Below are 22979 nucleotides of genomic sequence, written 5' to 3'. Positions count from 1 at the left end.
ACATAATTATTTCTTCTGCATTGTCTGCTGAGCTTGCTGTGCAGCTTGTTGAGCTGCCTGCTGAGCTGCCTGAAGTGCAGTCTGCGGAGCCTGTGGCGTTGGCTGAGGCTGAGCCTGCGGCTTAGGAGCTTGTGCAGGAGCAGATGCTTCCTTCTTTTCATTATTTGGAGCAGCTTTTTCCTCTTCCTTCTTGGCAGGCTGTTCATTGTTTTCAGCAGGGGAAGCTGCTGGCTTTTCAGCATTCTGAGGCTTTGGAGACTCTGGCTGCTTAGCCGGTTCATTGTTCTTAGCAGGCTCTGCTTTCTTTTCAGGTTCAGCCTGTTTAGCAGGAGCAGTCTGTTTCTTGTCGTTTTTGGACTTATCGTCCTTTGCAGTCTGCTTTTCTGCTTCTTCCTTTTCAGTGCGATCGCCCTTTGACTCTATGTAAAGGTCATCATCAGCGATGCTTCCGACAAATCTAAGCTGTTTAACAGGTATTCTCTTTAACGGAGAATAGATGAAAGCTTTACATGAATAGTTCTGTTCAACGAGACCCCTTTTTTCACAGAGGACTCTGTTTCCGTCCTTTGTTCTTTTTCCGTACGTACAGTAATCGCATTTAGGGTCGATCTTTTTATCGAAATATTTAGCTCCACCCTGGAAAAATGAGAATAAACCCATTAATAATCACCTCAAAAATAAATCTATAAATAAGTATATCACAAATAAAAGAATTTGTCCAGTGATTTTTGAAAAATTATATATTTTTTTGAAATAATACTGTTTTGATTGTTTGAAATGCACAATAATAGGCTATAGCAGTACATATGAAGAAAATATCAATAAATATAAAGCATAAACCACGGATATCAACACTTAGGTCGTGCTAACAAAGTAACATTGACAATAATGTAACAATGTGATAAGATATAAATAGCGGAAGGCAGGATTTATTCTGGTTTTGGCTGTAAAATTTTATTGTTTTCGGGCATCAGGGTGAAAACTCTGTTATCGGATGGCAGTTTGTATAATACTATGCAGATATTCTCCGTCCATGCTGGGCGGATTTTTTATTGACTGCTTTTCCAGCCTTTAAAGGAGGAGAGAATGGAAAACAAACGTATAGCGGTAACGGCGATAGTTATTGATGAACAGTCGGCGGCAGTGGAAGTCAATAACGTACTTCACGACTACAGCGATATAATTATCGGTCGTATGGGACTCCCATACAAGGCGCGAGGCATATCACTTATATCTGTTGCTCTTGATGCTGAGCCTGATGTTATAAGCAGTCTCACAGGCAGGCTTGGACAGATAAACGGTGTTTCTGTCAAAGCAGCTATCTCAAAAAAGTAAGAACGGAGTATGATATGAGAAGAGCTGACAGAGAAATAACTGATAAAAAAGCAATAGAGAAATTCATTGCTAAAGAGAAGTTGATCCGTATAGGCTTCTGTGATAATGGTGAGGTTTATATAGTCCCTGTGAACTATGGTTATTCTGTTGAAAACGGAGAATATACATTTTATTTTCACGGAGCAGTTGCAGGCAGGAAATATGAGCTTGCCAAGTCAGAGCCGTCAGTAGGATTTGAGATCGACGGCAACTATGAGCTTTTAGGTGCTGATACAGCCTGTGGTCATTCAGCAAAATATATGAGCGTTGTCGGTAACGGTATACTTTCTGTTATAGAATATAACGATGAAAAGAAAGCTGCTCTTGAATATATCATGTATCAGGCTGCCGGCAGGACAGGACTTGAGTATGATAATGATGTACTCGGAAGAACTGCTGTGTTTAAACTTAAAGTAAAAACAATGTCTTGTAAGGCAAAATAAAACTGGAGGAAATAAATATGTATGATGTAAAGTCGATGAATGCGGACGATTTTATAAATGACGAGGAAATAAAGGCTACCCTTGAGTATGCCGAGCAGAATAAGCATAACCGTGAGCTTATCGAGCAGATACTCGAAAAGGCAAAGCCGAGAAAGACAGGCAGGGGAGTAGAATGTGCAGGTCTTTCACACCGCGAAGCAAGTGTGCTTCTTGCCTGTGATATCCCTGAGATGACTGAGAAGATGTATGACCTTGCCCGTGAGATAAAGGAAGCTTTCTACGGAAACAGAATAGTTATGTTCGCTCCTCTTTATCTCTCTAACTACTGCGTAAACAAGTGCGTTTACTGTCCTTATCATTTCCAGAACAAGGAGATCCCACGTAAGAAGCTGACACAGGAAGAAGTACGTCAGGAGGTTATCGCACTTCAGGATATGGGACACAAGAGACTTGCTATCGAGTCAGGCGAAGATCCTGTAAACAATCCTATCGAGTATATCCTCGAATGTATCAACACTATCTATTCGATCAAGCACAAGAACGGTGCTATCCGTCGTGTTAATGTAAATATCGCAGCTACTACTGTTGAGAACTACCGCAAGCTCAAGGAAGCAGGCATCGGAACTTATATCCTTTTTCAGGAAACATACCACAGGGAGAGCTATGAGAGACTCCACCCCGCAGGACCAAAGCACAACTATGCATACCACACAGAGGCAATGGACAGAGCTATGGAGGGCGGCATAGATGATGTCGGTCTCGGAGTTCTCTTTGGACTTGATCTGTATAAGTACGAGTTTGCAGGACTTCTTATGCACGCCGAGCACCTCGAAGCTGTTCACGGTGTAGGACCTCACACAATAAGTGTTCCTCGTATAAGAAGAGCTTCCGATATTGACCCGAGCGTATTTGATAACGGTATTGACGATGATACATTTGCAAAGATCGTAGCTTGTATCCGTATCGCTGTTCCTTATACAGGCATGATAATCTCTACCCGTGAGAGCGAGGAATGTCGTGCAAAGGTCCTCGAACTCGGTGTATCCCAGATATCGGGCGGTTCGAGAACATCTGTAGGCGGTTACGCAGGATATACTTCCGAGGAAAGGCCTCACGACACAGAACAGTTTGACGTATCAGACCAGCGTTCACTTGATGAAGTTGTAAAGTGGCTTATGGATCAGGGGCATATCCCGTCATTCTGTACAGCCTGCTACCGCGAGGGACGTACAGGCGACCGTTTCATGGCACTCTGTAAGGTGGGACAGATACAGAACTGCTGTCACCCTAATGCTCTTATGACGCTCCAGGAATACCTTACAGACTACGCATCACCTGAGACTAAGAAGGTGGGCGAAGCACTTATTGCTAAGGAGATACAGAATGTTCCCGATGAAAAGCGCAGACAGCGTGCTATCGAATATCTTGACGAGATAAAGAACGACGGCAAGCGCGATTTCAGATTTTAATATAAAAGCCCTGCATAAAGCAGGGCTTTTCATTTGACAAAGTGTTCGTACTGTGATACAATAAAAAAGTATTTTACTTATTTTAAAGGAGGACAATAAAATGACATACGCATTAATGCTTATTGCAGCAAATTCTCCGCAAACAGGAGATACATTCCCGAGAGGCGTTATTTTGATAATAATTATTGCAGCACTTATCCTTGCAGTAGGTACAGCAGTATTTGCCAAGAAAAAAGGCGGCAGTGATGATGAAGATGATGATGAATAAGAAAATCACAGCGATTTTTACAGCCATAGGAGTCTTGTTCTGTTCTGTTCCTGTAAGGGCTAATGCAGACTTAATGACTGAAAATGATGTTGTTTATGATGTGGACGATGAAAGCGGCACTTGTTCCGTCACAAAATATAACGGTAATGCTTCTAAAGTCGAAATACCTGCTGCTTTTGGCAAATATAAAGTTGTAAGTATTGATAGGGAAGCGTTTCGCGATAATCCTGATATCGAGTATGTTACCTTACCCTCAACTATCAGTAAAATAGGTGAATCGGCTTTTAGTGAATGCAAAAAACTTAAAAGCATTAATTTTCCGTCGTCACTTGAAAGTATCGGTGGATATGCTTTCAATACCAATCATTCTCTTGATGGTATAAAGCTTAACAGTGGACTCAAGGAAATAAAAAGGGACACCTTTCAGCTCTGTATTTCGGCAAAGACGATCACTATACCGCCTCTTGTTGAAACGATTTGCGATCACGCTCTGCATGGAATGCACAGTCTGGAAACGCTGCGCTTCTGTGAAGGAGTGAAAAAAATTGAAAAAACTGCGGCGTTGAATTCATATAAGATCTCGAGAATTATAATCCCTCCTTCTGTTGAAGAAATACAGGAATACGCTGTAGGGTATCGTTACTATTCACCTGATTATAACCTTTGTTCCGATGTTGAAATATATGGCAAAAAAGGTACGGAAGCAGAACGATATGCAAAAGATAACGGTATCCCGTTCAATGAATTTGATTTCGGGTACGGTGATGTGAATAGTGACGGAAAAGTAGATTCTGTTGATGCATCGGCTGTGCTTACAGAGTATTCGAGAAGATCTACTAAAGATGGAAAATCGAAATTTTCTAAAACAGATGATGTTAAAGCAGATGTAAATGATGATCTTATTGTTGATGCTGTTGATGCATCACTGATCCTATCGTATTACTCACACGCTTCAAGCGGTGATATGAGAACTCCCGAGGAATACTTTTTCCTTGCATGATATAATATAATGTATAAATAGATCATACGGGGTGACGATATGCTTCTGAGCTTTGAAGAGCTGTGCAGGAAGGAAGTCATAGATATCGCAACAGGAGAAAGACTCGGATTTATAGACGATATAGAAGTCGATATTGAAAGCGGCAGTGTAAGGTCACTTATCATATATGGCGGAGCAAAGCTTCTGGGACTTTTGGGCAGGGAAGATGATACGATCATTTTCTGTAAGGATATAAAGGTCGTCGGAGAAGATGTAGTGCTCATTGAACGTGACAAGTCGTCCGAAAGTGCAAAATCAACAAAATCTCGAAAAACTAGTTTTTTAAGTTTGTTGAAATAGCGGCTGTAAAAAGTCTTGCAAAAATTGACAGAAAATGATATAATATTAAGGCAATTCGCACGCCTGTACTTTCAGTGGTTGGTGCGCAGATGTCTGCGTTGCTGCTGAGCTAAGTATGGCGGAGGATTAATAATAACCAATTTTTAAGGAGGACTACACCATGGGAGTAGTATCAATGAAGCAGCTTCTTGAAGCTGGCGTACACTTCGGACACCAGACAAGAAGATGGAACCCGAAAATGGCACCATACATTTTCACAGAAAGAAATGGAATTTACATCATCGACCTTCAGAAGACAGTTAAGAAGCTTGAAGAAGCTTATATGTTCGTTCGTGACATTGCAGCTCAGGGCGGCGAAGTACTTTTCGTAGGTACAAAGAAGCAGGCTGGAGACTCTGTTAAGGAAGAGGCTACAAGAGCCGGCGCACACTACGTAAATGCAAGATGGCTCGGCGGTATGCTCACAAACTTCAAGACTATCCAGACAAGAATAAAGAGACTTGAGCAGCTCCACACAATGGAAGAGGACGGTACATTCGCACTTCTCCCTAAGAAGGAAGTTGTTAAGCTCAACCTCGAGATCGAAAAGCTCGAGAAGTTCCTCGGCGGTATCAAGACAATGAAGAAGCTTCCGGCAGCACTCTTCATCGTTGACCCACGCAAGGAAAAGATCGCTGTAGCAGAAGCTAAGAAGCTCAATATCCCGATCGTTGCTATCGTTGATACAAACTGCGATCCTGATGAAGTTGATTACGTTATCCCAGGTAACGATGACGCTATCAGAGCTGTAAAGCTTATCGCAGGTTCTATCGCTAACGCTGTTATCGAAGGCAGACAGGGCGATGACGCTGTAGCTGCTGTTGAGGCAGAAGAGGAAACAGCTGAGGCTGCTGAAGCAGAGGCTGAATAATAACTGATAATTCATAATTCGGAATTAGGAATTAGGAATTGCGGAGTCTGCCTGACGGCAGATATATCTGAATGATTTGTTCTTAGTGATCGTTGTTAAGCGATACAATAATTCCGCATTCTGCATTCCGAATTCCGAATTTTTTAATATTAATTTAGGAGGTAATTACAATGGGTAAGGTATCCGTTGCTGAAATTAAAGAACTCATGAAGTCCACAGGCGTTGGTATGATGGACTGTAAGAAGGCTCTCGAAGAGAACGATGGCGATATGGACAAGGCTATCGAGTTCCTCAGAGAAAAAGGTCTCGCTACACAGGCTAAGAAGAGCGGCAGAGCTGCTGCTGAGGGCGTAGTTACTGCTGTTGTTAAGGGCGAAGTTGGTGTTCTTCTCGAAGTAAACACAGAGACAGACTTTGCTGCTAACACAGACGATATCAGAAACTTCGTTGCTAACGTAGCAAACACAATCATCGAAAAGAACCCTGCTGATGTTGAAGCTCTCAAGGCTATGCAGATCAGCGGCGGCAGCAATACAGTTGGCGAAGTTCTTACAGAGCTCGCCGGCATGAAGATCAGAGAGAATATCGTTATCCGTCGTTTCGTAAGACTCGAGGGCAAGCTTGCTTCTTATATCCACAATGGCGGCAGCATCGGTGTTCTCGTAAAGATGGATACAGACCTTTCAGCAGATCAGGTAGCTGTTATCGGTAAGGACGTTGCTATGCAGTCCGCAGCTCTTAATGCTGCATATCTCTGCCGTGAGCAGGTTCCTGCTGAGGTACTTGAGAAGGAAAAGGAGATCATGCTCGCTCAGATGGCTGAGGATCCTAAGATGGCAAGCAAGCCTGAGCAGGTTCGCGTAAAGATCGTTGAAGGTAAGGTTGGCAAGTACTACAGCGAGAACTGCCTCCTCGAGCAGGCATTCGTTAAGGATGACAAGCTCTCAGTTCAGGGCTATGTTGATGCAGAGGCTAAGAAGCTCGGCGGTTCTATCAAGGTTGTTGATGTTATCCGTTACGAGCGCGGCGAAGGTGTTGAAAAGAAGGAAGATAACCTCGCTGATGAAGTAGCTAAGATGATCAAGTAATTATAAGTACAAACATAAGCGGCAGTCCCTTTATAAGGCTGCCGCATTTTTATTAAAGGGTGGTTATGATGAAGAAAAGTTTTATATATAAGCTGATGGCTGTCGTTTTGGGCATTGCTATCGTTGTTCTTGGTATGAAAGATGTGAAAATGTACCTTAGCGGTAAGGTGCTCGATCTTAACACGGCTACAAAGGACGATTTCAAAAAGGAATGTATAGTAGAAGGTGATATAAACTACGTTGTCGGCTCTTTTGCGGTATATGAAGAGAAGGAAAAGACTCTCGGAATTACAACAAGTAAGCGTGAGACAAACTATTACATAGTTGAAAATCTTTCAATGGACTATCTGAAAGATCTCTTTACAGATGAGGATGTTGCAGAACCTGATAATTACTTTACTTACGTAGTTTCGGCAGGCTCGGATGATATGAAGGCTGCTCTTGACGCTAACGCAAATGGTTGGATCAAATATTTTGACGGCAAGACCGATAAAATGCCTGAGCCTGTTCATTTTGAGGGAAAGCTCTGGAGCGAGCCCACAGAGAAAAAGTATGCCAATTATAAAAAGCAGGCTCTTGATGAATGGGGCTTTGATGGATCGGAATTGGCTGACCTAAAGGCAATGGACAGCCGTCCTGGAAAATCTTCTATACTTGTAGTTGTTCTCGGTGCTGTATTGGCTCTGGGCGGACTTGCTTTTCTCATTGTTCCTCTTATTTTGGGCAGAACTAAGAAAAGTGACGTTGAGTACTACTAATAAATATAAAAAGCAGGAATATGCTTAAAAAATCCCGAAAATATTTTTCGGGATTTTTTATATACTTTTACAGATCAATTATTATTTGCACTGCTCCAAGCTGCCTGTTACGTTGCTGATACCGCCTGATACAGGAGATTCGGGAACAAAAATATATATTTTTCCACATATGTTAGTGTAAGTTATTGTAAGATGTTACAATAATACAGTTCTTTTTTCGTATGGTTTTCCCTTGCAGTAATTTGTGAAATATGTTATAATAGTTTTAATTGGATAATATTCAAGATTATGAGGTAAGAATTTATGAATAGTAATGTCAGCAGACTTGCAGGCTCTGTCGGAAGAGTTATCGTTGGAAAGCAGCAGACGGTTGTAAAGCTTATAGCCGCACTTCTTTGTGAAGGTCATGTACTTCTCGAAGATGTACCTGGTGTGGGAAAGACTCAGCTCATAACTGCACTTTCTCGTTCTATAGGTGGTAAGTTCAACCGTATACAGCTTACACCTGACGTAATGCCTTCTGATATAGCAGGTTTTACAATGCTTGATTCAAATAAAGGGGAGTTCGTTTACCGCGATGGTGCGGTAATGTGTAATTTTCTCCTGGCTGATGAGATAAACCGAGCTTCGCCAAAGGTCCAGTCCGCACTTCTTGAAGCAATGGAAGAGCGTCAGATAAGCCTTGACGGAGTTACACATAAGCTTCCGCGTCCATTCCTTGTAATGGCAACGCAGAATCCTGTTGAAACATATGGTACTTTCCACCTCCCCGAGGCTCAGATGGACAGATTTTTCATGAAGCTGTCTATGGGCTATCCTTCAATGGAAGAAGAATTTGAAGTGCTCGGAAGGACAGAGAATTATAATCCTATCGCAAATATCACCGAACCTGTAATGACTGTTGAGGATATTGCAGCAATGCAGGAAGCAGTCAAACGTGTCAGAGTTTCTGACGGTGTTAAGCAGTACATCATAAATATAGTTTCATCGACTCGACAGGACAGAAATACCGTTCTTGGAATCAGTCCGAGAGGAAGTATCGCGCTTTTCAAGGCAGCAAAGGCTTTTGCTTATATCTTTGACCGCGACTATGTAACTCCCGATGATGTAAAATGTACAGCTGTATCCGTACTTGCTCACAGAATAATCCTTTCTCCTCAGGGAAAGACGACATTCGGAACAGGTGAGGCATATATCGAAAACGTTATCAGGAACTGTCCTGTTCCTTCAATGAGCTGATGGTTAAGCATATAAAAAGCATTGTAAGTGTTATTGCTGTTGCTTTTCTTGTATACATTTTCACCTTCTATGTTGACGGTGAAATGGGCATCATATTGCTGGCTTTTGTTGTATTTGCACCGCTTGTATCTCTGTTTTTTGCTCTTTATGCGCAGAAAAGAGTCAAGGTCTCATTTGACTGTGATGCATATGTACTTAAAGGCAGCTATCTCGAAGTAACAGTTACCGTAAGAAAAACAGGTGCTTTTCCACTTGCGATACTTGAGGTTTGTCCCTATGCAAGCGAAACATTCAGGCAAAAGGTGAAAAAACGCAAGCTTACGATGTTTAATGAAGAAAAGAGAACTTTTACCTTCAGGCTTGACGCTGTTGTGGGCGGAAACGGTGAGGTAGGCATATATGCCGTATACTCCTGCGGATTTCTTGGATTTATGAGGTTCCCCATGAAGGCGAAGCTGCCTGATCCTGCTTCTGTAGGTGTTATACCGCCGCTGCCTGACATCAAATCGTCGTCCGAACTTTTCCGTTCTATCGCTGATACTGTACTTACAAGCGATGAGGAAGAGGAAAATGACACAGCTATGCTCTTCTCTGCAAATACTACACCGGGATATGAGCACCGTGAATACGTGCTCGGCGATCCTATGAAGCGTATCAACTGGAAGCTTTCTTCTAAAAAGGCAAAGCTTATGGTAAGACTTGATGAGGCTGTGGCTTCGGTACAGCCTGTTATAGTGCTTGACCTTTTCCGCAGAAGCAGTGTTCCTGCTGAGAATGCAGTAAGGGGAGAGGAACAGCTCATTCGTGCTGTGTTCGGGCTTTTATTCTTGCTTGTAAAGCAGGGTATTGCTTGTAATTTCGTTTATCGTGACGCATCAGGAAAATCTGTTATGGAAAGCGTGGATAATCCCGATTATCCTAATCAGCTCCTTCTGAAAGTACTTTCGATAAGGGTCATACCCGATAAAAGAGTTGATCTTTCGGAGGTCGGTTCATCTGTATGTTCGTGTGTTATTGCAACTACAGATGCCGGTGCAGGTTTTTCGGCTGTGACCGATAAGTTGGAAAATAAAGAAAATGTAAGTTTGATCGGTCTGTCCGTAGCGTCTGCGAATTCCACATCGCTGCCGCTGTGGTATCTGGACGAAGAAAACAACTTTAAAATGGTATAAATATGAATGAAATCAAAAAGACAAAATCCGGTCTTAGATCATTTCTGTTAAGAACTCTTCTTGATCCTGTCCTTTGGTATACTGTACTTATCATGGTATCACTGATGTTTCATTACCGTGATCGTGTAAATGAGGACAGTCAGGGATATTTCTTTGCTGCAAAATGGGGAGTTGCTGCGTATATAGTCGGCTGGCTGTTGTTCAGGATATTTGACTATATGCAGAAACACCATATTATCGGCTTTGGTATATACGGAGCTCTTATGGCGTTATTCGGTTTCGGTGTCCGTGCATCTATTGATAAGGGTGCGGAAGAATATCCGATCTCGTGGCTGCTCTGGTTCCTTACACCTCAGGATTCGGTAGAATATAACAGCTGGTATACCCTCGGATTTTTCATTCTTTTCTTCCTGTTCATGGCTTCGGTAATATATTATTTCACTCATGTGAGATACAGGATATTCATGAATTTCCTGATTTTTATTATACCGTTTGCTATTTATGGTAAGGAATATGAGAAGATGCCTACATTGTTCATAATCTTTCTTGCAGTCGGTTATATACTCCTCATGGTGTATTACAGGCAGCTGAAAGACAATGAAACAACTGAATTTGTTGGCAGAAACCGCTCATGGAAGGTAATTGCTGCATATGCTATGGCATTTGCAGCTTTAGCAGCGATCTGTCCAAAGCCTAAGATCACAGCAAACAGGACTTATCTCGAAACCCTTATTAACGCAGATAAGCTGACTGACAGGCTCGATGCTATGCTGAATGTTTTCAGAAACACATCTTCGGGACAGCAGTTCAGATCGAGTCAGGTCTGGGGAGTATATAACGCTGTAGCTGACGGACCTCTTCGCTTGAAAACGGAGACGTTTACAACATATAGTTTTGAAAAAGATGAATGGCACACCGAACTGGTTGACCGTTCCTACAGTGACAATACAGAAGGTTCTCCGATCGATGTAGGTTCAAGAATGGGACTGGCTGATGCTTTCCTTGAAGCTGCAAGACTTGACAGTTCTTTTGCTGATAAATACGGTCTTGAAGAATATGTTGAAAAAGGGCTTAATGTTCCCGAACTCAAACACGCAAAGTTTTACAGTATGGCCGGTATCATAGGTGCTTCAAAGGGCGGAGATACCGCTCCTGTTCCTCAGTTTGCTGTAAAGATGACTGAATGTACGCGAAAAGGATTTATAGGAAGACTGCGCGGCGGAGTTATCGACGCAGGAAATAATAAGTCGTTTTCATCTACCGAACGATTTGAGTTTGACTATAGCGATGATACATTTTTTGAGAGTTCTTACAATCGCGATTTTATAGAGCAGATAAACAGAGCGGATTACGAAACACTTCTCAATGATACAAAGGATATCCTTGACTGGTATTCTCAGGAGGATTCTCCTGAGAAAAGTGAAGAATTCGATCAGATATACAAGTATTTTGCATCGGAATATGTGGTATATGAGGAATACCGTGCAGCTCTCCTTGATTATGGCGGCAAACAGCGTATAAAGGAGCTTGCGGATCAGATAACCGCAGGATGCGAAACAGAGTATGAAAAGGCATTCAGGCTTGAGCAGTATTTTTATAACAATGATTATATATATGATCTCAGTTATAAAAAGAAAAAAGGCGAAAACGCCGAGAACTTCCTCTTTGATACTCATACAGGCGTATGCTATGAATACGCGACAGCAATGGTACTTCTCGCAAGAGCAGCAGGTATACCTGCAAGGTACTGCGAAGGATACAATATGACAAATCGTGAAAGCGATCTTACGTTTGCGGACGCGAATTATTATGTCACAACACAGGACGCTCACGGTTTCCCCGAGCTTTACATCAAGGGATATGGCTGGGTAAGTTTTGAGCCGACTATCACTGATGAGGTAATAACGACCAAAGACGGTTCGGCTACAGAGATGCTTTCAAGAGCAGGTCTTGTGATCCTTTTGATTGGATTGCTTGCAGTTCTGTTCCTGTTTGTATATCCTTGGCTGACACATAAAATATTCGTTTTCAGAAGCAAAAAGCGTTCACCAAAGGAACTTGTCATGGCTGTAATGCACAGGATATGCAAGGTCTACGATATCGAAGATGTCAATACATCACGAGAGGTCTGCGGTCTCGTACATGAGGCAACAGGCGTTGATATCGAAGAGACCGCAATGTTATTCGACAAATCTGTTTACGGTGAAAAGCCGATAAATGAAAACGAAAAACAAAGAGCTCTGGAGGATTACATAAGGGCGTATGAAGCTTTCAGAGAATCAAGAAAAAGAAAGGGCATAACAAACCGATAGTCTGAAACGGAGGTTATATTATGCAAAAGGCAAAAGAAACAGGAATACGATGTCTCCTGCTTGCACTTCTTATGGTGATAGGAGTGTTTGCAGGTGTGTTCACTCCGCGCAGATATGCCTTGGCGGCAGAAGATTTCCGTACTTGGCGTCAGCTTGATGAACGCTGGGGGAATACTGCTATGGGCGGTACGACTGTGCGCAAGTCAGGCTGTTATATCACTTCGATCGCTATGGCAGCTGTAGCTTCCGGAGCTTGTGATACCAAGGATTTTGATCCAGGTGTGTTCGCCAAGAAACTCAACGATATGGGAGCTTTCAGCAGCGGCGGTGCGCTTATAGCGTGGGCGTCGGTGAATAAGGCTATTCCTGATATAAGTATTGCAACTGCTAATCTTTACTTCAAATCTTCAGATCAGAAGGGTAAAGCTGCTGAAATGAAGGAATACCTTGATAAAGGTTTGTATGTCATATGCAATGTAGGCGGACACTGGGTATACGTTGACGGCATCATAGGCGATGATGTTTATATGGCTGATCCTGCCAAAGACGAGATAATGATGTTTAAAGCCTACAATAACGCAAGTATCACTTGTTTTCAGGCATTGAAAGGTAAAAATCCGTACAGCGGTTTTACTCCGCTGACGATAAAGGAAGAAGTGTCCGAAACTTCTTCGATCACTGCACTTTCAAGCACAACAACTACTGCAACTGCCACAGTAACAACAGCTAAAGCTGCTGCTTCTTCAAGCAAAACAACGACTGCAACAAAGGCGGCTGTAACTTCAAAGGCAACATCTGTTTCTGCTGTAAAGAATTCAGCAGCAGTAAGTACTGCAAAGACTGCACCAAATGAATATATGGCAGGAGAGTATTACTGCACGGCAGCTGAGAAAGTTGACGTATTTGCGGATATGAAAGATCAAAAGACTTCAATAGCTGCTCTTGAGTATGGAAATATCGTTAACGTTGTCAGCGTCAGCGGAAGCTACGGAGAAGTTAAGATAGGTGGAAAGAAAGGCTGGATAGACCTCTCAAAGTTTGAATACGCAGGTACAGCTCAGGATCTCGAAGCAGGTGATATAAACAGTGACGGCTCGGCAGATAAATACGACCTCGCACTTGTAAACGAATATATCACAAAGAGCGAAAAACTTCCCGAGGGAGTTTCTGTACTTACAAGCTGGGAAATAAAAGCTGCCGATCTCAGCGGCGATGGAGTAATAAATAATACAGATGTGCTGTTATATCTCATGCACATCTGCAATTAAGGAGAAATATAATTAATGGAATGGACAGAAGTCAATATCTACACTACTACGGAAGGAATTGAACTGCTTTGTTCAAAACTGACCGACATCGGAATAAAAGGCTTTTCTATAAAGGACTCCGAGGATTTCAAGGAATTCCTTGAAAACAAAAACGGTCAGTGGGACTACATAGATGATGATCTCATGGGACTGTCTGAATGTGAGACCTGCATAACAGTTTATATCCCTTCAAACGGACAGGGAGCAGAGATGCTCCTTGCAATAAAGTCTATGCTTGCTGACATGAAGTCAAACGACAAGGACGGAGCTTACGGCCGTCTCGAAGCAGAAATGTCAAGTATCCGCGAAGAGGACTGGGCTAATAACTGGAAGCAGTATTTCAAGCCTTTCAAGGTAGGCGAAAAGCTCGTTATCAAGCCCTCGTGGGAAGAGTATGACAATACCGACGGCAGGATAATACTTGAAATAGATCCTGCATCAAGCTTTGGCACAGGCAAGCATCATACCACAAGGCTTTGTCTCGAAGTGCTTGAAAAGTACCTCAACAAGGGTGATAAGCTTCTTGATATGGGCTGCGGAAGCGGAATACTTTCGATAGGAGCTATGCTTCTCGGTGCAAAGAGTGCCGTAGCTGTGGACATCGAAGAAAATGCCGCTGTTACAGCTCTCGAAAATGCAGTTAAAAATCACATCTCACCTGATGTTTACAAGACTTATTTCGGCAATATCCTCACAGACAGCGAGCTTGCCGATAAGATAGACGATAAGTACGATATCATTGCGGCAAATATAGTTGCAGATGTGCTTATCGCAATGAAGGACAGCTTCCGCAGATACCTTAAAGACGGAGGAATACTTATAGTTTCGGGTATCATCGAGGAGCGTATGGACGAAGTCATAGACGCTCTTGTGTCAGCAGGCTTCAAGGAGCCTCAGCCTGAGGTAAGAGAAGGCTGGGCTGCCGTAAAATTAACAGTTTAATATTATGCAGAGCATATATTGATAATTATATTTAAGGAGAATAGAAAATGGGACTTTTTAAGAAGAAGAACAACCAGAAGGAAGAAAATACAACAGTTGCAGATCCAAGAGCCGAGATCAAGCAGATGGTGCTTAAAGCTCTTAATGCAAAGCTGAACGGTACTCTTTATGATGACTGTGTTATCATGCCAAAGGGCTTCACAATAGATGTTCAGATCGGCAGAATGGAAGAGACTGATGGTATAAAGATACTTCAGACTATTTTTATCATCACTAATGATGAGTTTGATGAACCGCTCATCGAGCCTGTAGACTCACAGGGCAAAGATGATGAAGAAGCAGCAAACATGGCTGTTGAGATATTCAACGGCGGTGTATGGCACCCACTCGACCAGTCCATGACAAAGAAGAATCCTCACCATATCTCTGTTGACTTTCTCAGACAGCACTACGATTTCGATATGTATGCTCAGTCTGTAGTAAGAATAGGCGTAAAGAACAAGCAGCCTACTATGCTCATAAACTTCATAATGAACGAGATACCAAAGTATCTTGGCTCAAAGAAGTATTACTGGCTCAGAGTATATCTTGCAAAGTTCAAGGAGAAGAAGATCATCGAAGTTCGTGTAAACGGCTCTGTATGCGTAGAGCTTGCAAAGTACTTTGAACCATATGTAGAAAATGAAATGGATGCGGAAGAGGCTTTCGTTTCCGAAAAGCAGTATGCTATTTTTGTTCAGCGTGAAGACGATCAGTGCCCGTTCAAGAAGGACTTCGTTATGAACGCTGCAAAGGAAACTATAAAGATGATGTCAAATATCAATTCTCAGGAGGATTACAAGAATATGCTTACTAAGCTCGAAGAGCTTACAGAAGGTAATATGAACCTTGCTTCCGAGATAAGAGTATTTATCCCTGAGATATTTGCTAAGCTCACACTGGGCTACAGAGAAGGCGACAGCCTTTTCCTCCTCGAAGGCGACGGTGAGGAGCAGCAGAGCATAGAGTTCAAGAAGACTCAGCTCCGTTCATATTTCTATATGCAGCAGGCAGTTCTTGAGTACCTCGGCGGCAAGCCAACTCAGGAGGAGGTATCACGCATCGTGACTAACAGCGTGGCTTTCAGAGAACTGAGAAAGGCTATCGATGCTGCTAAGGAGCAGGGCAATGAGATCAAACCTGATGATCTTTATGTTCCGGGAACTTCTTACAAGATAGGTCATGAGGGCTACAGAGTCTGGTAAACTTAAAAATTCTTCCCCTGTGTGATGCAGGGGAAGTTTTTTAGGAAATATTGCAAAAAATGCTTGACAAAAAGCAGCGTTTGTGATAAAATATTATTGCCGCTTGTAAACAGGCTTTAAAGTTGTGCTGCAACGCCTGTAACAGCGAGTTTATTGAAAAGGCAGGTGCCACACAATATGTACGCAGTTATTGAAACCGGCGGAAAGCAGTATCAGGTAAACGAGGGAGATATCATCTTCATCGAGAAGCTCGCAGTTGAGGCTGATGAGACAGTTACTTTTGACAAGGTAGTTGCTCTCGGAGCAGACGATGGACTTAAGATCGGTACACCTTATGTTGACGGTGCAGCTGTAAGCGCAAAGGTTCTGAAGAACGGCAAGGCTAAGAAGATCACTGTTTTCACTTACAAGCCTAAGAAGGGTGAAAAGAAGAAGCAGGGACACAGACAGCCTTACACTCAGGTGAAGATCGAAGCTATCAAGGCTTGATCATGATCCGCGCAGAATTTTATGAAAAGAAGGGGCTTCTTACAGGCTTTAAATTCAGCGGACATTCGGGTTATGCCAATGCAGGTGAGGATGTAGCTTGTGCGGCTGTTTCTTCGGCTGTTCAGCTTACAGCAAATATTCTTGACGAATTGGGCTGTTCACCTGATGTAAAAGTCGGCGATAACGTTATCGAATGTATCTGCGGAAACGGCGGAGATGTTCCGTCAGGAGTGCTTAATGTATTAAAGCAGCACTTTGAAGCAATACTGGAAGAATTCCCAAACACGATCAAAATCATTATTTCGGAGGTGTAAGTATGTTAAAGATCAGTATGCAGTTCTTCGCTCATAAGAAGGGTGTTGGTTCTACAAAGAACGGTCGTGACTCTGAGGCTAAAAGACTTGGTGTCAAGAGAGCTGACGGTCAGTTCGTTAAGGCAGGCAATATCCTCGTTCGTCAGAGAGGTACACATATCCATCCCGGTAACGGTGTAGGTATCGGTTCAGATGATACATTATTCGCAACAGTAAGCGGTAAGGTTAAGTTTGAGCGTTACGGCCGTGACCGTAAGAAGGTTTCTGTTTACGAGATTGAGCAGTAACAGCCATAACGTGACAATAAATCCCGAGCTTATGCTTGGGATTTTTCATTAGAAACGGAGGTCAGAAATGTTCGTTGATCAGGCGAGGATAAAAATCAAAGCAGGAGACGGCGGCGACGGTGCGGTATCATTCCACCGTGAAAAGTATGTAGCGGCAGGCGGACCCGACGGCGGCGACGGCGGACGAGGTGGAGATGTGGTCTTTCAGGTCGATGATAATTTCTCGACCCTTATTGACTTCAGATATAAAAGAAAATACGTGGCTCAGCGCGGCGAAAACGGCAGCGGAAGGAACTGCACAGGCAAGAGTGCTCCGCCGCTTGTAATCAAAGTGCCGAGAGGAACTGTTATCCGTGAAGCCAAGAGCGGCAGGATAATGGCGGATATGTCAAGCGATGAGCCAAAGGTCATCGCAAGAGGCGGTCAGGGCGGCAAGGGCAATGTTCACTTTGCTACTTCTACCCGTCAGATACCTAAATTTGCGAAGCCCGGATATCCCGGAGAAGAGTTTGAAGTAACTCTCGAACTGAAGCTTCTTGCAGATGTAGGACTTGTGGGCTATCCGAATGTGGGCAAATCAACACTTATCTCAGTAGTAAGTGCTGCCAAGCCGAAGATAGCAAATTACCATTTTACAACATTAACGCCCGTTCTGGGAGTTGTCAGAGTTGACGAGGAAAGATCATTCGTCATGGCTGATATCCCAGGACTTATCGAAGGTGCAGGTGACGGCGTAGGACTCGGTCACGAGTTCCTCAGACACGTTGAAAGATGCCGCCTTATCGTTCATGTAGTCGATGTTTCGGGAATAGAGGGACGCGATCCCTGTGAGGACTTTGAGGTCATAAATGCAGAGCTTGCGAAATTCAACGAGGAGCTTGCAGAGCGTCCTCAGATAGTAGCTGCCAATAAATCGGATATGGCTACAGAGGAGCAGATCGAGAAGTTCCGCAAATATATCGAGGATAAGAATATACCATTTTTCTGTATTTCAGCTGCAACTACTCAGGGAACAGCTGCTCTTATGGACAAGGTTTCGGAGGTGCTCGATACACTTCCGCCTATAAGAGAATTTGAGGCAGAGCCTATCCCGCAGGCAGAGCTTGACGAGATGCTTGGCGTTGATAAGAAGTTTGAGGTAACTGTTGAGGACGGTATCTACTTTGTAGATGCTCCGTGGATACAGCCTATCATGCGTACTGTTGATCCTGACGACTATTCGTCGCTCCAGTATTTCCAGCGTGTACTTATCAACAGCGGTATCATTGCTAAGCTTGAAGAAATGGGAATTCAGGAGGGCGACACCGTAAACCTTGAAGGTTTCGAGTTCGACTTTATCAACTGATATGAGTACAGAAAAATTAACTGAGCGTGAAGCTAATACATATAGTCCGCTGACACTTGCATTTTTAGGTGACAGCGTTTACGATACACTTGTGAGAGAGTATCTGCTCCGACAGGCTAATATGCCTGTTGCGAAGCTCCATTCGGCAAAGATAAAGCTTGTGTGCGCAGAGTTCCAGTCAAAGGCGTATGACCTTGTTGCTGAGCAGCTCAGTGATCATGAGCTTGCGGTGCTGAAAAGGGGAAGGAATGCCACGGGTAATACCGTGCCAAAGCACGCAGATGCTGCGGAATACCGCAGAGCAACTGCTCTGGAATGTCTTTTCGGATATCTCTATCTCACAGGCGGAAACCAGCGTATAAGGAAACTTTTTGAACTTATAATAAATTCTGATATCAATGTATAGATAGGAGTGTAAAAACAATGTCAGGTCATTCAAAATGGAATAATATCAAGCGTAAGAAGGAAGCGACCGATGCTGCAAAGGGTAAGATCTTTACAAAGATCGGACGTGAGATCACAGTTGTTGTAAAGGAAGGCGGTCCTGATCCCAACAACAATGCAAAGCTCCGTGATCTTATCGCTAAGGCAAAGGCAAACAACGTGCCTAACGATAATATCGACCGTATCATCAAGAAGGCAGCTGGCGACGGCGACAAAAACAACTACGAGAATATCACTTACGAGGGATATGGTCCTAACGGCGTAGCTGTTATCGTTGAGTGTCTTACAGACAACAGAAACAGGACAGCAGGCGAGGTACGTCACTATTTCGATAAGTTCGGCGGCAACCTCGGCACTATCGGCTGTGTATCATTTATGTTCACTAATAAGGGCGTAGTTATCCTTGAGAATACAGGACTCGATGAGGACAAGGTAATGGAAGACGTATTCGAGTTCGGAGGCGAGGACTTTGATATCAACGATGAAACAGTTGAGATCGAGTGCGCTCCCGAGAGCGTTCATGCTCTTCGTGAAGGACTTACAGAAAAGGGCTACAATGTAATTTCTGCTGAGTCTGAGATGATCCCTTCAACTTATACAACTCTTACAGACGAGGATCATATCAAGAAGATGAATCTTCTCCTTGAGCATCTCGAAGAGAACGATGACGTTCAGAACGTTTATCATAACTGGGAAATGCCCGACGAAGAATAATGACATACAATGGAGAATAGAGAGGATATCTTTATTCTCCATTTTTCATAAGGAGAAGATATATGGCTGTAACAATAAACAAGGTGAGCAGCGATACGGAGCTGAAAGAATTGGCAGTACTTGCTGACAGCATATGGCATGAGTGTTTTGTTGATATAATAAGCACGGGACAGATAGATTATATGGTTGAGAAATTCCAGTCATATGAAGCTATGACAAAGCAGATAAGTGAACAGGATTACAGCTATTATGCTGTTCGTGAGGATGGGGAGCTATGCGGCTACATAGGCGTGAAGCTCGAAAAAGATGAACGCTTCTTTCTCAGCAAGCTTTACCTCAGAAGTGACAAGCGCGGAAAGGGAATTGCTTCAAAAATGCTTGAAAAGGTGTTTGAAGAGGGGAGAGCCTTCGGAAAGAAACAGGTCTATCTCACTGTAAACAAGCATAACGATCACGCCATTGCTGTGTATAAAAAAACAGGCTTCAAGGTCATAGATGAAGTCGTTACCGATATCGGAAACGGTTATGTTATGGACGATTATATCTTCGGGTATGATCTATGATGTTTTTATATGCTAACAGTAATATGTTGACTTAATGCTCGGTATAATGTATAATAAAGTTCGTTATATGAGGGAGTAGTTAACATACGACGTATGCGGCAAGCCGACATACTGACCGATAAGGTCCGGTTTTGCCTTAAATAATGAGACTCATGTACGGCTTTTTTGCTGTACCTGAGTGTAGGTTCGGGTACGCAGGTATCCGAATTTTTTTATGAGAGGACGTTTCTATGACATTAACTGAACTTTTATTGATCTCTGTTGGACTTGCAATGGACGCATTTGCAGTATCAGTCTGTAAGGGGCTGAGCATGAAAAAAATAGACCTGAAAGGCGGAGTTATAACAGCTTTGTTTTTCGGTGTATTTCAGGGAGTAATGCCTGCGATAGGATATTTCCTCGGAAGCCGTTTTGCCAATGTGATAAGCTCCTTCAGCCACTGGGTATCATTCGGACTTCTTGCATTTATCGGCGGCAAAATGGTATTTGAAGCTATAAAAGGTGATGACGAGGACGAAAGCGGCAAGGAGTACCGACTTGACATAAAAGAGCTTCTGCTGCTTGCAATAGCTACAAGCATTGATGCTCTTGCTGTAGGAATAGTATTTGCTGCGGAAAAGACCGACTTGTTCTTCTCCGTGACTATGATAGGCGTTATAACATTTGCACTTTCACTGGCGGGAGTATTTATCGGACACAAGTTTGGAAGCAGATACGAAAAGGGTGCAGAGATAGCAGGCGGCTTTATTCTTATAGGTATAGGCGTAAAGCTTCTGCTTGAGGGACTTGGTGTTATATAAAGAAAAAGGACTGCTTTTGCAGTCCTTTTTATCATTATTCGGGCGAAGCAGTCACTTCAACTTTAGCTGTTATCTCGCAAAGACCGAGGAGATATTTCTGTATATGGAGTGCGTCCTGTGTTGTAACACCGTCGCCCGAATTCCATACATCGGCATTGGTTCTGCCTATAGCAGTGATGTGATTTGCGTCAGTACCGTTTACATCGTACTTGTTTGGATTAGCAAGAGCCTGCATGATAAGTACAACATCGGACATATCAATAGTTCCGTCGCAGTTTGCATCGCCGTATGCGACCTTGGCAGGAGTTACCTTGATAGTGTATGAGGTGATCTCTGTTTCCTTGTCTTTTTCAGCAGTAACATCGTTTTCGGTAAAAGTATATCTGCCGTCCTTTGAAGTGAAATTGCCGAATGTATAAGACTTGGCACTCTTTGGTATCGCGGGGATAAATACGTAAGGATCGTATTTTGATGTATCGATATCCACATTGCCTGTGAATTCTCTGCCATCATCTAATATGATAGTTTCTTTTCCTACGATAGCAGCATCGTGTACAGCCTTGCCTGTTTCCTTGTCTACCACTGTTACGGTATATGAACCGTTAGGTATCTCAGGCTTAGCTCTTTTAGTAAGCTTTACAGTGTAATAATGGATATTTTTTACGTCATCGTTTTCGTATGAAATATCATTTTCATCGAATGTATAATATATATGCTGACTCATGCTTCTTACAGCGAGAGATACGACCTTAGCGTCCTTATACTTTTCAAAGCTTATTACAGCAGGGTTTGCATCTGCGGTGTTTATAGCCTGTAAAGGACCTGATGTTATTACCTCACCGTTAAGCTCATATCTGATGTCCCATGAAAGAATAAAGTTTGCATCGTTTACAAGTTCGCCTGTTTCCTTATCGACAGCTTTGACAACGTATGAATAAGGAGATATCACAGTTGTAGTTACTGAAGGTGAAGAAGTAGTTGAAGTTGTAGTGGTCGAAGTAGTAGTAGTAGTTGTTGTTGTTGTTGTAACTTTTGAAGTCGTAGTAGTTGTTTCGCCTTCGTTTTCGGAAGCCCATACAGCAGTGAATGCAATACCCATACCAGGCTCTGCCCCCGGGATAACGTACTCTTCGCCAGGCTGTATGATAAGGTCGCCGCGCTGCCAGCCTTTGAACTTTGAATTTCCATTTGCAACTGTACACTCAGGAGCAACGATAGCAGTATCTGTATAACCGGGAACTTTGATATTGTCGGAAGAATTTGAGTTCTGCTTGAATACTACCACATATCTGATAGGCTCCCATATAGGCATCATAATAACATCGTTTCCCGGCATTTCAAAATAAGAATTAGGATCGTAGTCTTTGCCGTCAGTCTCGCAGTGCCATTTTGACATCTTGAAACCGTTTCTTGAGAAACGTGTATTGCTCTGGATATTTGTTGAGTCGCCCTCAGCGATCTCGAATTCAAGTTTTGTTACACCGTTTATTCTGTCAGCGTCACCGACAGTGTAGATAAGATTATACATCTTTTTGTAGTTAGGATAAAGAGTTATATCCTTATCATTGACAACGAGTTTGGTTTCGGGCAGAAACTCGTTAACACCGTCTGTCCAGCCTCTCTGTTTGTATCCCGGATTATTGAAAACGTCCAGCGGCACTTTGAATATACGTCCTGAGAGTAATTTTTTATCAGGAACTCTCAGTTTTGCCTCCTCATCTTCAACGCCGTCGATTATGACTTTGTATGAGATAGTATGGAATTCCTTGTCGTTCTTATCTACCCATACAGGGTGAAGAGTTACGTCTTTATCACTTATGCGGAATACATCAGAAGCTTCATATCCGCGTATGTAGTCCTCGGTCCAGCCTGAGAAAGAGTAACCTTCCTTTTCCGGGATTATATCCGTTAAGAAAACACTTGAGTTAGGTGATAAACTGATGTCTTTGAGTTCCTGTACGTTTCCGTCCTCGTCTTCGGGAATAGTAACTCCTTCTTCACTAAGGTCATAGTGGAGCGTGTAGGAGTTTTTTTCTTCCGTTTCAGCTATGCAAGTCAGACCAGATGTCATCGAGCATACAGCTATCGATGCAGAAGCTGTAAATGCTGATAATGATTTCAATAATTGTTTCATATTGCCCTCCCAACTGATGCAGAA

General features: G+C 42.9%; 25 protein-coding genes. 23 read left to right on the top strand and 2 right to left on the bottom strand.

The window, feature by feature from the left end:
• Window positions 1-6: 6 nt before the first annotated feature.
• A complete protein-coding gene (locus tag BLW60_RS17080) occupies window positions 7-660 on the bottom strand; it encodes a hypothetical protein (protein ID WP_242872798.1) in 654 nt (217 codons plus the stop codon).
• Window positions 661-1086: 426 nt separating this feature from the next.
• Here BLW60_RS17080 and BLW60_RS00965 point away from each other — a divergent pair, with 426 nt between their 5' ends.
• From BLW60_RS00965 to BLW60_RS00860, 23 genes are all read left to right on the top strand, one after another.
• Window positions 1087-1335 carry a TM1266 family iron-only hydrogenase system putative regulator gene (locus BLW60_RS00965; protein WP_074714041.1) on the top strand — a complete coding sequence of 83 codons (249 nt, stop codon included), beginning with the start codon at window positions 1087-1089 and terminating at the stop codon, window positions 1333-1335.
• Window positions 1336-1349: 14 nt separating this feature from the next.
• Entirely contained in the window at window positions 1350-1817 is a 468-nt protein-coding gene (locus tag BLW60_RS00960) for a pyridoxamine 5'-phosphate oxidase family protein (protein WP_074714040.1), read from the top strand.
• Window positions 1818-1834: 17 nt separating this feature from the next.
• Window positions 1835-3286 (top strand): [FeFe] hydrogenase H-cluster radical SAM maturase HydG, encoded by a 1452-nt coding sequence (gene hydG / locus BLW60_RS00955; protein WP_074714039.1) that lies wholly within the window; start codon window positions 1835-1837, stop codon window positions 3284-3286.
• Between the two features lie 100 nt (window positions 3287-3386).
• Complete coding sequence (locus BLW60_RS16365) at window positions 3387-3554, top strand: LPXTG cell wall anchor domain-containing protein (protein ID WP_139283346.1); 168 nt, start codon at window positions 3387-3389, stop codon at window positions 3552-3554.
• A complete protein-coding gene (locus BLW60_RS00950) occupies window positions 3547-4554 on the top strand; it encodes a leucine-rich repeat protein (protein WP_207645899.1) in 1008 nt (335 codons plus the stop codon). Before BLW60_RS16365 ends, BLW60_RS00950 begins: the two co-directional genes overlap by 8 nt.
• Window positions 4555-4593: 39 nt before the next feature.
• The gene (locus BLW60_RS00945; protein WP_074714037.1) at window positions 4594-4893 is read left to right on the top strand and encodes a YlmC/YmxH family sporulation protein; all 300 of its coding nucleotides are present in this window, start codon (window positions 4594-4596) and stop codon (window positions 4891-4893) included.
• A 160-nt stretch (window positions 4894-5053) separates the two neighbouring features.
• Window positions 5054-5803 (top strand): 30S ribosomal protein S2, encoded by a 750-nt coding sequence (gene rpsB, locus BLW60_RS00940; RefSeq protein ID WP_074714036.1) that lies wholly within the window; start codon window positions 5054-5056, stop codon window positions 5801-5803.
• 170 nt (window positions 5804-5973) lie between these two features.
• The gene (gene tsf, locus BLW60_RS00935) at window positions 5974-6891 is read left to right on the top strand and encodes a translation elongation factor Ts (protein WP_074714035.1); all 918 of its coding nucleotides are present in this window, start codon (window positions 5974-5976) and stop codon (window positions 6889-6891) included.
• Window positions 6892-6956: 65 nt separating this feature from the next.
• Window positions 6957-7649 (top strand): DUF6709 family protein, encoded by a 693-nt coding sequence (locus tag BLW60_RS00930; protein WP_207645898.1) that lies wholly within the window; start codon window positions 6957-6959, stop codon window positions 7647-7649.
• 303 nt (window positions 7650-7952) lie between these two features.
• Window positions 7953-8888, top strand: a complete 936-nt coding sequence (locus tag BLW60_RS00925) for an AAA family ATPase (protein WP_074714033.1) — start codon at window positions 7953-7955, stop codon at window positions 8886-8888.
• Window positions 8888-10060 (top strand): DUF58 domain-containing protein, encoded by a 1173-nt coding sequence (locus BLW60_RS00920; protein ID WP_074714032.1) that lies wholly within the window; start codon window positions 8888-8890, stop codon window positions 10058-10060. The genes BLW60_RS00925 and BLW60_RS00920 overlap by 1 nt, the downstream gene beginning before the upstream one ends.
• A 2-nt stretch (window positions 10061-10062) precedes the next feature.
• Entirely contained in the window at window positions 10063-12372 is a 2310-nt protein-coding gene (locus tag BLW60_RS00915; RefSeq protein ID WP_074714031.1) for a transglutaminase family protein, read from the top strand.
• 20 nt (window positions 12373-12392) lie between these two features.
• On the top strand, window positions 12393-13640 hold the full coding sequence (locus tag BLW60_RS00910; protein WP_074714030.1) for a dockerin type I repeat-containing protein: 1248 nt from the start codon (window positions 12393-12395) through the stop codon (window positions 13638-13640).
• Between the two features lie 15 nt (window positions 13641-13655).
• Window positions 13656-14621: a 50S ribosomal protein L11 methyltransferase gene (prmA, locus tag BLW60_RS00905; RefSeq protein ID WP_074714029.1), complete on the top strand. Its 966-nt coding sequence runs from the start codon at window positions 13656-13658 to the stop codon at window positions 14619-14621.
• A 47-nt stretch (window positions 14622-14668) separates the two neighbouring features.
• The gene (locus tag BLW60_RS00900; RefSeq protein ID WP_074714028.1) at window positions 14669-15865 is read left to right on the top strand and encodes a DUF6348 family protein; all 1197 of its coding nucleotides are present in this window, start codon (window positions 14669-14671) and stop codon (window positions 15863-15865) included.
• A gap of 177 nt (window positions 15866-16042) precedes the next feature.
• Entirely contained in the window at window positions 16043-16354 is a 312-nt protein-coding gene (gene rplU, locus BLW60_RS00895) for a 50S ribosomal protein L21 (RefSeq protein WP_028516473.1), read from the top strand.
• Between the two features lie 2 nt (window positions 16355-16356).
• Window positions 16357-16668, top strand: coding sequence for a ribosomal-processing cysteine protease Prp (locus tag BLW60_RS00890; protein ID WP_074714027.1), 312 nt, complete (start codon window positions 16357-16359; stop codon window positions 16666-16668).
• Window positions 16669-16670: 2 nt separating this feature from the next.
• Window positions 16671-16955: a 50S ribosomal protein L27 gene (gene rpmA / locus BLW60_RS00885; RefSeq protein ID WP_019678572.1), complete on the top strand. Its 285-nt coding sequence runs from the start codon at window positions 16671-16673 to the stop codon at window positions 16953-16955.
• 67 nt (window positions 16956-17022) lie between these two features.
• Window positions 17023-18300, top strand: coding sequence for a GTPase ObgE (gene obgE / locus BLW60_RS00880; RefSeq protein WP_074714026.1), 1278 nt, complete (start codon window positions 17023-17025; stop codon window positions 18298-18300).
• A 1-nt stretch (window position 18301) separates the two neighbouring features.
• Complete coding sequence (locus tag BLW60_RS00875) at window positions 18302-18706, top strand: Mini-ribonuclease 3 (protein WP_074714441.1); 405 nt, start codon at window positions 18302-18304, stop codon at window positions 18704-18706.
• A 17-nt stretch (window positions 18707-18723) separates the two neighbouring features.
• Window positions 18724-19458, top strand: coding sequence for a YebC/PmpR family DNA-binding transcriptional regulator (locus BLW60_RS00870; RefSeq protein ID WP_028516477.1), 735 nt, complete (start codon window positions 18724-18726; stop codon window positions 19456-19458).
• A 62-nt stretch (window positions 19459-19520) separates the two neighbouring features.
• Window positions 19521-20021, top strand: a complete 501-nt coding sequence (locus tag BLW60_RS00865) for a GNAT family N-acetyltransferase (RefSeq protein ID WP_074714025.1) — start codon at window positions 19521-19523, stop codon at window positions 20019-20021.
• 230 nt (window positions 20022-20251) lie between these two features.
• Window positions 20252-20821, top strand: a complete 570-nt coding sequence (locus BLW60_RS00860; protein ID WP_074714024.1) for a manganese efflux pump MntP — start codon at window positions 20252-20254, stop codon at window positions 20819-20821.
• Window positions 20822-20855: 34 nt separating this feature from the next.
• Here the strand turns inward: BLW60_RS00860 and BLW60_RS16635 are convergent, their stop codons facing one another.
• Window positions 20856-22955, bottom strand: coding sequence for a dockerin type I repeat-containing protein (locus tag BLW60_RS16635; RefSeq protein WP_074714023.1), 2100 nt, complete (start codon window positions 22953-22955; stop codon window positions 20856-20858).
• Between the last annotated feature and the right edge of the window lie 24 nt (window positions 22956-22979).

It is taken from the genome of Ruminococcus flavefaciens, assembly GCF_900108555.1.
Taxonomy (GTDB): domain Bacteria; phylum Bacillota; class Clostridia; order Oscillospirales; family Ruminococcaceae; genus Ruminococcus; species Ruminococcus flavefaciens_P.
The sequence above is the reverse complement of the archived record's forward strand: the minus strand, read 5'-3'. Positions and strand labels throughout refer to the sequence as shown.